The organism is Bradyrhizobium sp. 192 (assembly GCF_023100965.1).
GTDB classification, from domain to species: domain Bacteria; phylum Pseudomonadota; class Alphaproteobacteria; order Rhizobiales; family Xanthobacteraceae; genus Bradyrhizobium; species Bradyrhizobium symbiodeficiens.
Genome location: NZ_CP064690.1, coordinates 6,124,449 through 6,137,404, shown reverse-complemented (window position 1 = coordinate 6,137,404; position 12,956 = coordinate 6,124,449). Strand labels below are relative to the sequence as shown.

The following is a 12,956-nucleotide window of genomic DNA, read 5'->3' as shown; positions in this document are numbered from 1 at the left end:
GAAAGGGTAACGCGGCCGCACGGGCATTACGCCGTATGGCCGCGCTGGCGACTGTCCCGCTCCGGATTCCGTCTCCGCAACACAAAGCTTGGCCTGGAGGATTGTTCCTGCGCGGCGGTCTCGGGAAGGAGCCGCGCCCAAGGGGCATGCCCGGCACCGACAAACCCGTTTGCCTTGCCAGTTTTTCCACGGCAATATGCCGGCAAAACAACCATGAGAACGGGACAATCAAATGGCGGCTCCCATCAAGTTCGGCGTTGGTCAAAGCGTGCTGCGCAAGGAGGATGACGCGCTCATCCGCGGCAAGGGCCGCTATACCGACGATTATGCGCCGCAGGCTGCGCTGCGCTGCCTGATGCTGCGTTCGCCGCATGCGCATGCCAAATTCACCATCGACGCGAGCCGCGCCCGCGGGCTGCCCGGCGTGGCGCTGATCCTGACGGCCGCCGACGTCGGCGACCTCGGCGATCTGCCGTGCCTGTTCAACCTGGAGACCGACCCGTTCAAGGGGCCTCCCTATCCGATCCTGGCCAAGGACGAGGTGCGCCATGTCGGCGATTCCATCGCCTTCGTCGTCGCCGAGACCATCGACCAGGCCCGCGACGCCATCGAGGCGATCGAGGTCAAATGGTCGCCGCTGCCGGCCGTGACCGGCGTCGTTAACGCCGTCAAGAAGGGCGCGCCGCAGGTCTGGCCCGACAAGGCCGGCAACGTGCTGTTCGACGTCTCGATCGGAGACAAGGCGGCGACGGAAGCCGCCTTCGCCAAGGCGCATGCGGTGGCGGAAGTTTCCATCGTCAATCCGCGCGTGGTCGCGAGCTTCATGGAGACGCGCGCGGCGGTCTGCGAATACGATGCCAAGCGCGACCATCTGACGCTGACGATCGGCAGCCAGGGCAGCCATCGCCTGCGCGATATCCTCTGTCAGAACGTGCTCAACATCCCGACCGACAAGATGCGGGTGATCTGCCCGGATGTCGGCGGCGGCTTCGGCACGAAACTGTTCCCGTATCGCGAATACGCACTGGTGGCGGTCGCGGCGAAGAAATTGAAGAAGACCGTGAAATGGGCGGCCGACCGCACCGAGCATTTCATGGGCGACGCGCAGGGCCGCGACAACGTCACCACCGCGAAGATGGCGCTCGCCGAGGACGGCAAATTCCTCGCGATGGATTGCGACCTGATGGGCGACATGGGCGCGTATCTCTCGACCTTCGGGCCCTACATCCCCCATGGCGGCGCCGGCATGCTGCCGGGCCTCTACGACATCCAGGCCTTCCACTGCCGGGTTCGCACCGTCTTCACCAACAGCGTGCCGGTCGATGCCTATCGCGGCGCAGGCCGTCCTGAAGCGGCCTACGTCATCGAGCGCCTGGTCGACGCCTGCGCGCGAAAACTCGACATGACGCCGGACGCGGTCCGTCGCAAGAACTTCATCCCGCCGAAGGCGCTGCCCTACAAGACGGCCACGGGCAAGGTCTATGATTCCGGCGACTTCGCCGCGCATCTCAAGCGCGCGATGGAGATCGCCGAGTGGAAGGAGTTTGGAAAGCGCGCCAAGGCGGCCAAAAAGGGTGGTCTGATCCGCGGCATCGGGCTCGCAAGCTATGTCGAGGTCTGCGGCACCATGGGCGAGGAGACCGCCAATGTGCGGATGGATCCCAATGGTGACATCACCGTCCTGATCGGCACGCAGTCGAGCGGGCAGGGCCATCAGACCGCCTATGCACAGATCGTCGCGGAGCAGTTCGGCGTGGCGCCGGAGCGCGTCCACATCCACCAGGGCGACACTGACGAAATCAAGACCGGCCTCGGCACCGGCGGCTCGGCCTCGATTCCCTCAGGCGGCGTCAGCGTCGAGCGGGCCACGCGCGAGCTCGGCCAGAAGCTGAAGGAGATCGCGGCGCAGGCGCTGGAAGCCGGCGCAGGCGACCTCGAGATATCGGAAGGCGTGGTGCGGATCGCCGGCACCGACCGTTCGATCTCGTTCGCCGATCTCGCCAAGCGGCCGGGCGCGGATCCGTCGAAGCTCAATGCCAGCGCGACCTTTGCCAGCGCTGACGGCACCTATCCGAACGGCACCCATGTCGCGGAGGTCGAGATCGATCCGGCCACCGGCATCATCAAGATCGTCAACTACGTGATCGTCGACGATTTCGGCAAGACGCTCAATCCGCTGCTTCTCGCCGGCCAGGTGCATGGCGGTGCCATGCAGGGCATCGGCCAGGCCCTGATGGAGCAGGTGGTCTACGGGCCCAATGACGGCCAGCTGATCACCGCGACCTTCATGGACTACGCGTTGCCGCGGGCGGCGGACGGGCCGGCCTTCGTGTTCGAGACCGCCAACGTCCCCTGCAAGACCAATCCGATGGGCGTGAAGGGGGCAGGCGAGGCCGGCGCGATCGGCTCCTGTCCGGCCATCGTCAACGCCATCGTCGACGCGCTCTGGCGCGAGTACAAGATCGACCACATCGACATGCCGGCAACGCCTGAGCGGGTGTGGATCGCCATCAACGAGCACCACCGCCGTCACAGCCTGTAATATCAAGCCAATTTGGAATGGAGGCAAACGCCGGACACGTTTGCCCAAACCATTACCGGCGTGCGACGATTTATCGTCGCGCTCGGAATGGAATGAAATCTGTCAAACGGTGTTGGCTCATGAGGGGTCGGCACGATCCTGCATCGGGAAAGGGATTTTGCGAATGAAGCGAGTATTGGTTGTTGGGGGCGCACTGCTGCTCGGGATGGGCGCCGTTTGGGCACAACAGGACTCCGTCAAGGAGGTTCAGGCCCTCATGAAGGGCAACGGCAAGAACGCCGGCGCGGTGTCGGCGATGATCAAGGGCGAGAAGCCCTACGACCAGGCCACGGTGGACAGCGCGCTGGCGCAGTTCGAGGACACCGCCAAGAAGCTGCCGAACCTGTTTCCGGCCAGCGCCAAGGGCGTGAAGCTCGACGGCGACTACAGCGCCTCGCCGAAGGTCTGGGAGGACAAGGCCGGCTTCGACGCCAAGGTCGCAAGCTTCGCTAAGGTCGTCAGCGAGTCCAAGGGCAAGATCAAGGACCTGGACTCGCTCAAGGCGAATTTCCCCGCCGTCGGCAAGGAGTGCGGCGGCTGCCACGAGACCTATCGCGTCAAGAACGGCTGAGGCGGGATTCGTAGCCCGGATGAGCGCAGCGATATCCGGGGAGTCCAGCCGATAGTCTGTCCCGGATGTCGCTGCGCTCATCCGGGCTACTGGAATCAAAAGGGGCGGTTGCGAAAGCAGCCGCCCTTTTTCTATCCGCAAGGTCTGACGGATCGCTGTCGGAACGGTTATCTTTGCACCAACGGCCGTGACGTTGATGCGAGTCGGCGCATCTCATTCCCGACTGCCTGATGACATCAGGAGTTCCAGCGCGCGGCGAGGATCTCAAATCAACAGCGAGACAGGCCATGGTCAAACCGTTCCCGTCGAAAACGCATATCGGCAATCACCTGCTGCATCCTGAAACGCTGATGCTGACCTATGGCTATGATCCGCAGCTGTCGGAAGGCGCCATCAAGCCGCCGGTGTTCCTGACGTCCACCTTCGTCTTCAAGACGGCCGATGACGGGCAGGACTTCTTCGATTTCGTTGCCGGCCGGCGCGAGCCGCCGGAAGGCATGGGCGCGGGGCTGGTCTATTCGCGCTTCAATCACCCCAACAGCGAGATCGTCGAGGACAGGCTCGCGATCTACGAGCGCACCGAGAGCTGCGCGCTGTTCTCATCCGGCATGGCGGCGATCGCGACCACGATCCTGGCTTTTGTCCGCCCCGGCGACGTCATCCTGCATTCACAGCCGCTCTATGGCGGGACGGAAACGCTGCTGACCAACACCCTGGCGCGTCTGTCGATCGGCGCCGTCGGCTTCGCTGACGGGATTGACGAAGCGGCCGTCAAGCAGGCGGCGGACGAGGCCATGGCCAAGGGCCGTGTTTCGATGATCCTGATCGAAACCCCGGCCAACCCGACCAACGGCCTGGTCGATGTCGCCATGATCCGCCGCATCGCCGATTCCATCGGAAAGGCGCAAGGCGACACGCCGATCATCGCCTGCGACAATACGCTACTCGGGCCGGTGTTTCAGCGGCCGATCGAGCACGGCGCGGACCTGTCGCTGTATTCGCTGACGAAATATGTCGGAGGCCATTCCGACCTGATCGCGGGTGCAGCGCTCGGCTCGAAGGCGATCATGAAAGGCATCAAGGCGCTGCGCGGCGCCATCGGCACCCAGCTCGATCCGCATTCCTGCTGGATGATCAGCCGCTCGCTCGAGACACTGAGCCTGCGCATGGAGAAGGCCAACAGCAATGCGCGCCTCGTTGCGGACTTCCTGCGCGATCATCCCAAGGTCGCCAAGGTCCATTATCTCGGTCATCACGAGGGGGCATCACCCGCGGGCCGTGTGTTCGCGCGGCAATGCCAGGGGGCGGGATCGACCTTCTCGTTCGACATCGTCGGCGGCAAGGACGCTGCGGTCAAATTCCTCAATGCGTTGCAGATCATCAAGCTGGCGGTAAGCCTCGGTGGCACCGAGTCGCTCGCGAGCCTGCCCGCGACCATGACGCATTCCGGCGTTCCCGCCGACATCCGCCGAAAAATCGGCGTGCTCGATTCCACGATCCGGCTGTCGATCGGCATCGAGAACCCCTCCGATCTGATCGCCGATCTCGCGCAGGCGCTGAACGCGGCTTAGGCGCGATCGAATCGAAAAGGCCGGACGCCCCCTCCTGCGCCCGGCCTTACACGCAACGAAGCAGCGTTGCGGCTTACTTCGTCACCTGACCGCGGATCTCGCCGCCCGGATTGGCCGCGGTGTGGATGTTGATGTAGTACTTGCCTCCGAGCAGGTCCGCGGCCTGCGCATCGGTGAGGGTCGCCTCGCCCTTGACCGGGCTTGCGGCCGCATTCGGGATCGCAACGGCCACGCCGGCGTTCTTGCCAACCTCGGCAGGCCCGTGGAAATGCGCGGCGGTGGCGGGTCCGGAGAGCCCGGAATAGGTGACGGTCCAGGACAGCTTCTTGCTGGCGGCATCATAGTTCAGATCGGCGGTTCCGGTGCCGCTGCTGGTCGTTGCCGGCACTTCGGACTTGCCGTCGAGCGTTGCTTTCAGCTTTTCGGCGCTGGCCGGGCTCACAAAAGCAACGGCACCGAGCGCTACGGCGGCAATGACGGTCTTGTTCATGGCATTCTCCCTGTTGAACCCGTTCGGGCTGCCAAACTTCCAACAGCCGGCATTTCAGTTTATTCCCGTTTTCGGCCAGGGCGGGCTAAATTCTTCGTGGCTGGAGCCGCGACGACATCGGTCTTAGGTTCGCCGCGACGAGTGAATGGATCGGCATGTTGCAACGAACAATTCTCGCAGGGCTGCTCGCCGCGGCCATTGCTGCCGGCGTCTACTGGTGGCTCAGCGCGCCGGTGGTGGCAGCCGTGGGCAACGCGCCGGCCCATGTGGCAAACCTTGCCAACGGCGAGGCGATGTTCAACGCCGGGGGCTGCGCGTCCTGCCATGCCACGCCCAACCAGCCCGATCGTGTCAGGCTCGGCGGCGGCGTCGCGATCAAGTCGCCGTTCGGAACGTTCTACGCGCCGAACATCTCCCCCGATCCGAACGACGGCATCGGCAAATGGACCGACGCCGACTTCGTCAACGCGGTGATGCGCGGGGTTTCGCCGGGCGGGCAGCATTATTTTCCCGCGTTTCCCTATACATCGTACCAGCATGCCAGGCGCGAGGACGTGCTCGATCTCTTCGCTTATCTGAAGACGCTTCCGCCCGTGACCGGCAAGGTACGTGACCACGACGTCGGCTTTCCCTTCAACATCCGCCGCAACATCGGCATCTGGAAATTGCTGTTTATGGACGACAAGCCTTTTGTCGCCGACGGCACCAGGTCGCCGCAATTCAATCGTGGCGCCTATCTCGTCAACAGTTTTGGCCATTGCGCCGAATGCCACAGCCCGCGCAATGCACTCGGCGGCATCATCTCGAGCCAGCGCTTTGCCGGCGGGCCGAATCCGGAAGGCGAGGGCTGGGTGCCCAACATCACGCAGAAGCGTCTCGGCGAGTGGAGCGCGAAGGATATCGCCTATTTCCTCAAGACCGGCGAATTGCCCGACGGCGACAGCGTCGGCGGCGCGATGACGCGGGTGATCAAGAACACCTCGCAATTGTCCGACGCGGATCTTGCGGCGATGGCGGACTACCTCAAATCGCTGCCGCCGGTGGACGGTCCGCCGCGGCCCAAGCGCAAGGATGCCGGCTAGCTGCGGGTTAGCTGGCGCCAAACGCCTTGAAGGTGATGATGGTGAGGGTGTCCTGGATGCCCGGCAGCACCTGCACCTTCTCGTTGACGAAATGGCCGATGTCGGTGTCCTTGTCGACGTAGAACTTCACGAGAAGGTCGTATTGGCCGGCCGTGGAGTAGATTTCGGACGCGATCTCGGCTTCGGCAAGCGCGTTGGCGACCGTATAGGACTGGCCGAGCTTGCATTTGATCTGGACGAAAAAAGGAACCATCGCGGGCACTCCGAAAGCGTATTCTTCCGGCTAATAGGCCAAAACCGGCCGGAATTAGCAAGCGAACTTGCTTGTCACCCGGCGCGCGCGGTAGGACGGACCATGGTCCCGAAAATGCTGAAAATCTGCCCATGACGACCCCGGTCGCACTCACCATCGCCGGCTCCGATTCGAGCGGCGGGGCCGGCATCCAGGCCGACCTGAAGACCTTTGCCGCGCTGGGCGTCTATGGCGCCTCCGCCATCACGGCGCTGACGGCGCAGAACACGCGCGGCGTCACCGGCATTCAGGCGGTGCCGGCCGAATTCGTCACCGCGCAGATCGATGCGGTGTTCTCCGATCTCGACGTCGGCGCGGTGAAAATCGGCATGGTCGCCCAGGTCGCCAGCATCGATGCGATCGCGGCGGCGTTGTCGCGCTGGAAGCCGAAGCATGTCGTGCTCGATCCCGTGATGGTGGCGACCTCCGGCGACCGCTTGCTCGCATCCGAGGCCGTCGATGCCCTGCGCACAAGGCTGATACCGATGGCCTCAGTGATCACGCCGAATCTGCCGGAGGCCGCAGCTTTGCTCGACGAGGAGATCGCGGTGAGCGAGGCCGGGATCGAAAGCCAGGGGCATCGCCTGCTGGCGCTCGGCTGCCGCGCGGTCCTGATCAAGGGTGGGCACGGCGAAGGCGCAGAGAGCACCGACTATCTCGTCACGTCCGAAGGCACGATCGCGCTCGCAGCGCCGCGTGTTCCCACGCGCAACACCCACGGCACCGGTTGCTCGCTGTCCTCGGCGGTCGCGGCGGGGCTGGCCAAGGGCGAGGGTCTGGAGCCTGCCGTACGCAACGCGAAGGCCTGGATCAGCGCGGCCATCGCAGCCGCCGACCGCTTCAGCATCGGCCACGGCCACGGCCCGATCCATCATTTCCACAAGTTTTACTGACACGGATTTTACTGACGCGGAGCTTCCGCGGAAGCAATTTCGCCAGCTGTCATCCTTCGAGACGCCCGCCGTTGGCGGGCCCTCAGGATGAGGACGGAATGTGCGGCCGCAGTTTCACAGAAACCGGTGCTGCTTAGCCTCATCCTGAGGAGACCGCGAAGCGGTCGTCTCGAAGGACGAGGCGTGCGCTCAGCTGTGCAAAGCGACATTCGTGAAAAGGTGCGCCTGGAGCCCCCCTGCGGCGCCATGTCGCCTGATTGTCGCATGCGACTGATATTCGCGGGGAGGGCGAGGCAAGGTTTGATTCGTATCTGAAGGTGCCTCAAGGATTCAATCTGTCATCCCCCTGTCACGGGACATTTGTTACAGGCTGGCGCATGGGAAGTTACGATGTGAGTGACGAGAGCCCGGAGCGGCGCTTTCGCACGTTGTTCATCTCCGACGTTCATCTCGGAGCCCGCGGTTCTCAAGCCGATCTTCTGCTCGACTTCCTGCGCTACCATGATGCCGACACGATCTATCTGGTCGGCGACATCGTCGATGGCTGGGCGCTGAAATCGAGCTGGAACTGGCCGCAATCCCACAACGACCTGGTGCAGAAGCTGCTGCGCAAGGCGCGCAAGGGCGCCAAGATCGTCTACATCCCCGGCAATCACGACGAGTTCCTGCGCAACTATTACGGCACGCATTTCGGCGGCATCGACGTGGTCGAGAACACCGTCCACACCGGCGTGGACGGCAAGCGCTATCTCGTCATCCACGGCGACATCTTCGATCTCGTGGTGCAGAACGCGCGCTGGCTCGCCCATCTCGGCGACAAGGCCTACGACTTCGCGATCCAGATGAATCGTTTCGTCAACTTCTTCCGCCGCCTGTTCAAGGTGCCCTATTGGTCGCTGTCGCAATGGGCCAAGCAGAAGGTCAAGAACGCCGTCAATTACATCGGCGCGTTCGAGCAGGCGCTCGCCGCAGAGGCGCGACGCTACGACGCCGACGGCGTGATCTGCGGCCACATCCACTACGCCGTGATCCGCGACGAGGGCGGCATCCGCTACATGAATTGCGGCGACTGGGTCGAGAGCTGCACGGCGCTGGTCGAGCATGACGACGGTCATTTCGAGATCATCACCTGGGCGGATCATTTGCAGAAGCCGGCGGCCGTCCCGCAGGTCGCAGCCAGAGCTGCATGACGGAGACCGCCTGATGCGCATCCTGGTCGCGACCGACGCCTGGCACCCGCAAGTGAACGGTGTGGTTCGGACGCTGACCAAGCTTGCCGACGCCGGCAAGAGCCTTGGCGTCGAATTCGAGTTCCTGACGCCGCAATCGTTCCGGACCTTTGCGATGCCGAGCTATCGCGACGTGCGCCTGGCGATGCCCCGCCCGGCGCGAATTGCGAAGCTGATCGCGGAGGCGCAACCGGACAGCATCCATATCGCGACCGAAGGGCCGATCGGCCTGATGGTCCGCCGCTATTGCCGCCAGCGCAAGCTGCCGTTCACGACCAGCTTCCACACCCGCTTTCCCGAATATGTCCGCGCCCGCGTGCCGGTGCCGGGCTCGCTGATCTGGCACGCGCTGCGCCGCTTCCATGCGCCGAGCCGCGCCGTGATGGCGGCAACGCCTGCGCTCGCCAGCGAGCTGACCGAGCGCGGTTTCGACAATGTCGTGCTGTGGCCGCGCGGCGTCGACACCCATCTGTTCCACCCCCGCGCCATCGACCTCTGCCTGCCGGCGCCGGTGTTCCTGTCGGTCGGCCGCGTCGCTGTGGAAAAGAATCTCGAGGCCTTCCTCGATCTGGATCTGCCCGGGACCAAGGTGATCGTCGGCGACGGCCCCGCGCGCGCCTCGCTCGAAGAGGCCTATCCCGACGCGATCTTCCTCGGCGAGAAGCACGGTGAGGAATTGGCCGACATCTATGCGGCGGCCGACGTGTTCGTGTTTCCCAGCAAGACCGACACGTTCGGCCTGGTGCTGCTCGAAGCGCTCGCGAGCGGCCTGCCGGTCGCGGCCTTTCCGGTGAAGGGCCCCCGCGACGTGATCGGCGATGCGCCGGTCGGCGCGCTGGATCACGACCTCCGCACCGCCTGCTTTGCGGCGCTCGACGTCCCCCGGCAGGACTGCGTCGAATTCGCCGCCAGTTACACCTGGGAGGCCTCGGCCCGGGTTTTCGTGGACAGCATTCTGGCGGTTGGCGCGGTGCTGCCGGGCCGGAATGGGACGGAACAGCCACGCTTCGTCGCCTGATCTCGCGGAGGTGTCTTGCCCGGGCCTCACCGGCCGCGATAAGGTCTGACATGACCGAACAGCTCCTCCCGATCGGCCCCGCCGACATCGACGCCGCAGCGCGCGTGATCGCGCCCTACGCCATCCGCACCCCGCTGTTGTCCTTTCCTGTGCTCAATGAGCGCGTCGGTGCAAAAGTGTTCCTGAAGCCGGAGATGCTCCAGCGCACCGGCTCCTTCAAGTTCCGCGGCGCCTTCAACAAGGTGTTCTCGATCCCGCAGGACAAGCGCGCCGGCGGCGTCGTCGCGTTCTCCTCCGGCAACCACGCCCAGGGCGTGGCGGCAGCGGCAAAGATCCTCGACATGCAGGCAACCATCGTGATGCCTGCGGATGCGCCGTTGTCGAAGCGCGAGCGCACCAAATCCTACGGCGCCGAGGTCGTACTCTATGATCGCGACAAGGACGATCGCGAGGCGATCTCGCGCGGCATCGCCGAGAAGCGCGGCGCGACGCTGGTGAGGCCCTACGACGATCCCTTCGTGATCGCAGGCCAGGGCACCGCCGGCCGCGAGATCGCGGAGGACATGGCAACGCTCGGCCTCAGTCCTGACATCGTGGTGGCTCCGGCCTCGGGCGGCGGCCTGATTGCGGGCGTGGCGACGGCGGTGAAGGCGCGCTTTCCGCTGGCCGAGATCGTGGTGGCCGAACCCGAGGCGTTCGACGATCACGGCATTTCGCTGACGGCCGGCCATCGCGAGCCGCACGGGCCCGCGGGCCGCACCATCTGCGATGCGCTGATGGCCCTGATCCCCGGCGAGATGACCTTTGCGATCAACAGCAAGCTGCTCGCGCGCGGCGTCACGGCGTCGGACAAGGAAGTCGGCGCCGCCGTCGCGTTCGCCTATCGCGAGCTGAAGCTCGTGGTGGAGCCGGGCGGCGCAGTGGGCCTCGCCGCGCTGCTTGCGGGCCGGCTCGATGTCGCCGGCAAGAACGTCGTGATCGTGCTCTCCGGCGGCAATGTCGATGCGGATCTGTTCGCCGAGCTGGTGGCCTGAGAGTGGTTTCCCCGTGGCGCATCCTTCGAGACGCCCGCTTTGGCGGGCTCCTCAGGATGAGGGCGGAGTGCGCGGCGACAGTTTCAACGGGCACCGATGCTGATTAGCCTCATCCTGAGGAGACCGCGCAGCGGTCGTCTCGAAGGACGAGGCGTGCGCTCCAGCGGTTCCAATGGTGAAGGCTGGCTGCGATCGAGCTGATCGTATCTATCCTCGACATGAAGAAGGGGCAGAGCGTTTCCGCTCTGCCCCTTTGTCGTTGTGTGGCCGACCGCGATCAGTGCATGAAGCCGCGATGGTTGTTGCCACCGCCCATGGAGGGCGCCTGGTTCATCGACTGACGGAAGTTGTTGCCGCCATTGTTGACGTTGCGGTTCGTGGTGTTGAACTGCGGGCGGTTGTTGTTCTGCACCTGCACCTTGTTCACCGGGTTGTTGTTGATCTTCACGCCGTTGTTGACACGGATCGGGTTGTTCTGCGTCTGAACGTTGATCGGCTTCGTCTCGACCTTCGTGCCGCCCTTGCCGATATTAACCGGCATGCTCACGATCTTGCCCGGCTTGCCGTTGGCGTTGCCGCCGTCCGTCTTGTTGTTAGTCGCCGGCAGCGTCACGATCTTGCCGATGCCGCCATTGTTGGTGGTCGTGTTGGTCGGCGCAGGCAGCGTGACGATCTTGCCCGGGATCTGCGACGGCGTGCCGTTCTGCTGGTTCGGCTGGTTGTTGTTGCCAGAGGGCAGGTTGACGATTTTGCCGCCATTGCCGAGCTTGCCGATGACGTTGCCATCGACCGGCTTCTGCACGATCGGCAGATTGCCGCCCATCTGCGAACCACCATTACCCTGCTGCAGCGGCATGTACTTGGGTTGGCCGAGATTGCCGATCTTGAAGCTTGGCGCAATGTTCTGCGGCGCCAGGAACTTGGTCGCCTGCATCAGGGGGATCTGCTTCGGCTGCACCTGAAGCTTCAGCGCGACCTGCGCATAGGGGCTGTTGCCGTAACTGTCATAGAAGCTCTTGTAGCCGAGCGGCGAGTTCACGAGCACCGCCTTGTGCCAGGCCTGCGAGAGCACGATGTTGTTGAGCAGCCAGCGGACGTGGTCGCACAGCGGGTCGTGCGGATACATCCGGATGAACTCCTGATAATATTCCGGCCGGCCTTCGGACACGACGTAATCATAGGCCTGACGCGTCGAGCGGCTCGGCAGGTTGGAGGCCATCTGCACAACAGGCGTATTCACCGGCGCGCGGTTGGCAGCGACCGCGGTGTCACCGAAGAAAGTGAAGTCCGAGGTGAGCGAGGAGCTCTCCCACGGGATCTGCGCGCCGCTGGTGGACTGGTTCACCTGCAGGCGGATGCGCTTGAACAGCTGCTCGATCGGCACGTTGGGCTCGCGCGCGACGTTCAGGAAGGCTTGCGTGTAAGGGCTGTGGCCGCCGGTGCCGTCGAGCGCTTCAGCGCCCGGCGCGGTCGAGTAACCGACGATCGAGCCGTTCGGCGCATCGACGATGGCGAGGCCGCGGCCGGCGTCATTGACTTCAGGGAACGGGTTGTTGCGGCACGCATCGAGAATGACGATGCGCATGCGGCTCGGGATCGTCTCCAGCGTCGACATCACGTCGACGAGGCGCACCGAATTGTTGACGAGCTCGGTCTGGCTCGACACCTTGGCGTCGACGGGAACGAGATAGTTCTCGCCGGCGAGCTGCACGCCGTGACCGGCGTAATAGACCATCGCCACCGTGTTCGGACCGCGCGCAGACACTTTGGCGGAGAAGTCCTGCACCACGCGCAGCATGTCGTTCTGGGTCAGGTCGGTTGCGGCAACCACCTCGAAACCGGCGGAGTTCAGGAACTTCGCCATCGACTCGGCATCATTGTCGGGATTGGCGAGCTGCGGTGCGTTCTGGTAGTTCGAATTGCCGATCACCAGCGCCACCCGCTGCTCCGGGCCTTGCAATGCGGTGGGGGCCGGCTGGACCGGGGCGACTTGCGCGGAAACAGGGCCGCAGGCGAAGCCGAACAGGCTTCCCACGAGGCCGGCTGTCATCAGCAAAGGCTTTAGGCGGAACATGGCGTGCTCCTTTGGCACTGGTCTCGGATACGAGATTGGTTGCCGAGGAGCTTCGCCGCGTTCGAGCTCGAAGTCCGTGATCCCTCTCACCCTGGTGCCTTGCGTGATCTGAATCACGCCC

Annotated in this window: 11 protein-coding genes; 8 read left to right on the top strand and 3 right to left on the bottom strand. The window is 64.3% G+C overall.

All coding sequences use genetic code 11. The annotated features are described in order from the left end of the window. Window positions 1–232: 232 nt before the first annotated feature. The 3 genes from IVB24_RS28775 (at window position 233) to IVB24_RS28765 (ending at window position 4,723) form a co-directional block, all read left to right on the top strand. Window positions 233–2,542, top strand: a complete 2,310-nt coding sequence (locus IVB24_RS28775) for a xanthine dehydrogenase family protein molybdopterin-binding subunit (RefSeq protein WP_247769838.1) — start codon at window positions 233–235, stop codon at window positions 2,540–2,542. 163 nt (window positions 2,543–2,705) lie between these two features. Continuing rightward, the gene (locus tag IVB24_RS28770; protein WP_094972402.1) at window positions 2,706–3,152 is read left to right on the top strand and encodes a cytochrome c; all 447 of its coding nucleotides are present in this window, start codon (window positions 2,706–2,708) and stop codon (window positions 3,150–3,152) included. A gap of 287 nt (window positions 3,153–3,439) precedes the next feature. Continuing rightward, window positions 3,440–4,723, top strand: a complete 1,284-nt coding sequence (locus IVB24_RS28765; protein ID WP_247769836.1) for a cystathionine gamma-synthase family protein — start codon at window positions 3,440–3,442, stop codon at window positions 4,721–4,723. A gap of 73 nt (window positions 4,724–4,796) precedes the next feature. On the opposite strand, the gene IVB24_RS28760 is transcribed toward IVB24_RS28765, so the two are convergent. Continuing rightward, entirely contained in the window at window positions 4,797–5,213 is a 417-nt protein-coding gene (locus IVB24_RS28760; RefSeq protein WP_094972400.1) for a CHRD domain-containing protein, read from the bottom strand. A gap of 155 nt (window positions 5,214–5,368) precedes the next feature. Here IVB24_RS28760 and IVB24_RS28755 point away from each other — a divergent pair, with 155 nt between their 5' ends. Then, window positions 5,369–6,295, top strand: coding sequence for a cytochrome c (locus tag IVB24_RS28755; RefSeq protein ID WP_247769834.1), 927 nt, complete (start codon window positions 5,369–5,371; stop codon window positions 6,293–6,295). 7 nt (window positions 6,296–6,302) lie between these two features. Here IVB24_RS28755 and IVB24_RS28750 read toward each other — a convergent pair whose 3' ends face one another. Further along, window positions 6,303–6,548, bottom strand: a complete 246-nt coding sequence (locus IVB24_RS28750; protein ID WP_018317369.1) for an Lrp/AsnC family transcriptional regulator — start codon at window positions 6,546–6,548, stop codon at window positions 6,303–6,305. Window positions 6,549–6,679: 131 nt separating this feature from the next. On the opposite strand from IVB24_RS28750, the gene thiD reads away from it, so the two are divergent. From thiD to IVB24_RS28730, 4 genes are all read left to right on the top strand, one after another. Further along, window positions 6,680–7,480 carry a bifunctional hydroxymethylpyrimidine kinase/phosphomethylpyrimidine kinase gene (gene thiD, locus IVB24_RS28745; RefSeq protein ID WP_247769832.1) on the top strand — a complete coding sequence of 267 codons (801 nt, stop codon included), beginning with the start codon at window positions 6,680–6,682 and terminating at the stop codon, window positions 7,478–7,480. A gap of 377 nt (window positions 7,481–7,857) precedes the next feature. Then, a complete protein-coding gene (locus IVB24_RS28740) occupies window positions 7,858–8,670 on the top strand; it encodes a UDP-2,3-diacylglucosamine diphosphatase (protein ID WP_094972397.1) in 813 nt (270 codons plus the stop codon). A gap of 13 nt (window positions 8,671–8,683) precedes the next feature. Beyond that, entirely contained in the window at window positions 8,684–9,727 is a 1,044-nt protein-coding gene (locus IVB24_RS28735) for a glycosyltransferase family 1 protein (RefSeq protein ID WP_094972396.1), read from the top strand. A 50-nt stretch (window positions 9,728–9,777) separates the two neighbouring features. After that, window positions 9,778–10,761: a threonine/serine dehydratase gene (locus IVB24_RS28730; protein ID WP_166468745.1), complete on the top strand. Its 984-nt coding sequence runs from the start codon at window positions 9,778–9,780 to the stop codon at window positions 10,759–10,761. Between the two features lie 277 nt (window positions 10,762–11,038). On the opposite strand, the gene IVB24_RS28725 is transcribed toward IVB24_RS28730, so the two are convergent. Beyond that, entirely contained in the window at window positions 11,039–12,835 is a 1,797-nt protein-coding gene (locus IVB24_RS28725) for a caspase family protein (protein ID WP_247769824.1), read from the bottom strand. Window positions 12,836–12,956: the final 121 nt, after the last annotated feature.

Excerpts from the sequence above, each read along its gene's own strand:
- IVB24_RS28725 (WP_247769824.1), bottom strand. The coding sequence starts at position 12,835 with ATGTTCCGCCTAAAGCCTTTGCTGATGACAGCCGGCCTCGTGGGAAGC.
- IVB24_RS28735 (WP_094972396.1), top strand. The coding sequence starts at position 8,684 with ATGCGCATCCTGGTCGCGACCGACGCCTGGCACCCGCAAGTGAACGGT.
- IVB24_RS28770 (WP_094972402.1), top strand. The coding sequence starts at position 2,706 with ATGAAGCGAGTATTGGTTGTTGGGGGCGCACTGCTGCTCGGGATGGGC.
- IVB24_RS28740 (WP_094972397.1), top strand. The coding sequence starts at position 7,858 with ATGGGAAGTTACGATGTGAGTGACGAGAGCCCGGAGCGGCGCTTTCGC.
- IVB24_RS28765 (WP_247769836.1), top strand. The coding sequence starts at position 3,440 with ATGGTCAAACCGTTCCCGTCGAAAACGCATATCGGCAATCACCTGCTG.
- thiD (WP_247769832.1), top strand. The coding sequence starts at position 6,680 with ATGACGACCCCGGTCGCACTCACCATCGCCGGCTCCGATTCGAGCGGC.
- IVB24_RS28775 (WP_247769838.1), top strand. The coding sequence starts at position 233 with ATGGCGGCTCCCATCAAGTTCGGCGTTGGTCAAAGCGTGCTGCGCAAG.
- IVB24_RS28730 (WP_166468745.1), top strand. The coding sequence starts at position 9,778 with ATGACCGAACAGCTCCTCCCGATCGGCCCCGCCGACATCGACGCCGCA.
- IVB24_RS28750 (WP_018317369.1), bottom strand. The coding sequence starts at position 6,548 with ATGGTTCCTTTTTTCGTCCAGATCAAATGCAAGCTCGGCCAGTCCTAT.
- IVB24_RS28755 (WP_247769834.1), top strand. The coding sequence starts at position 5,369 with ATGTTGCAACGAACAATTCTCGCAGGGCTGCTCGCCGCGGCCATTGCT.
- IVB24_RS28760 (WP_094972400.1), bottom strand. The coding sequence starts at position 5,213 with ATGAACAAGACCGTCATTGCCGCCGTAGCGCTCGGTGCCGTTGCTTTT.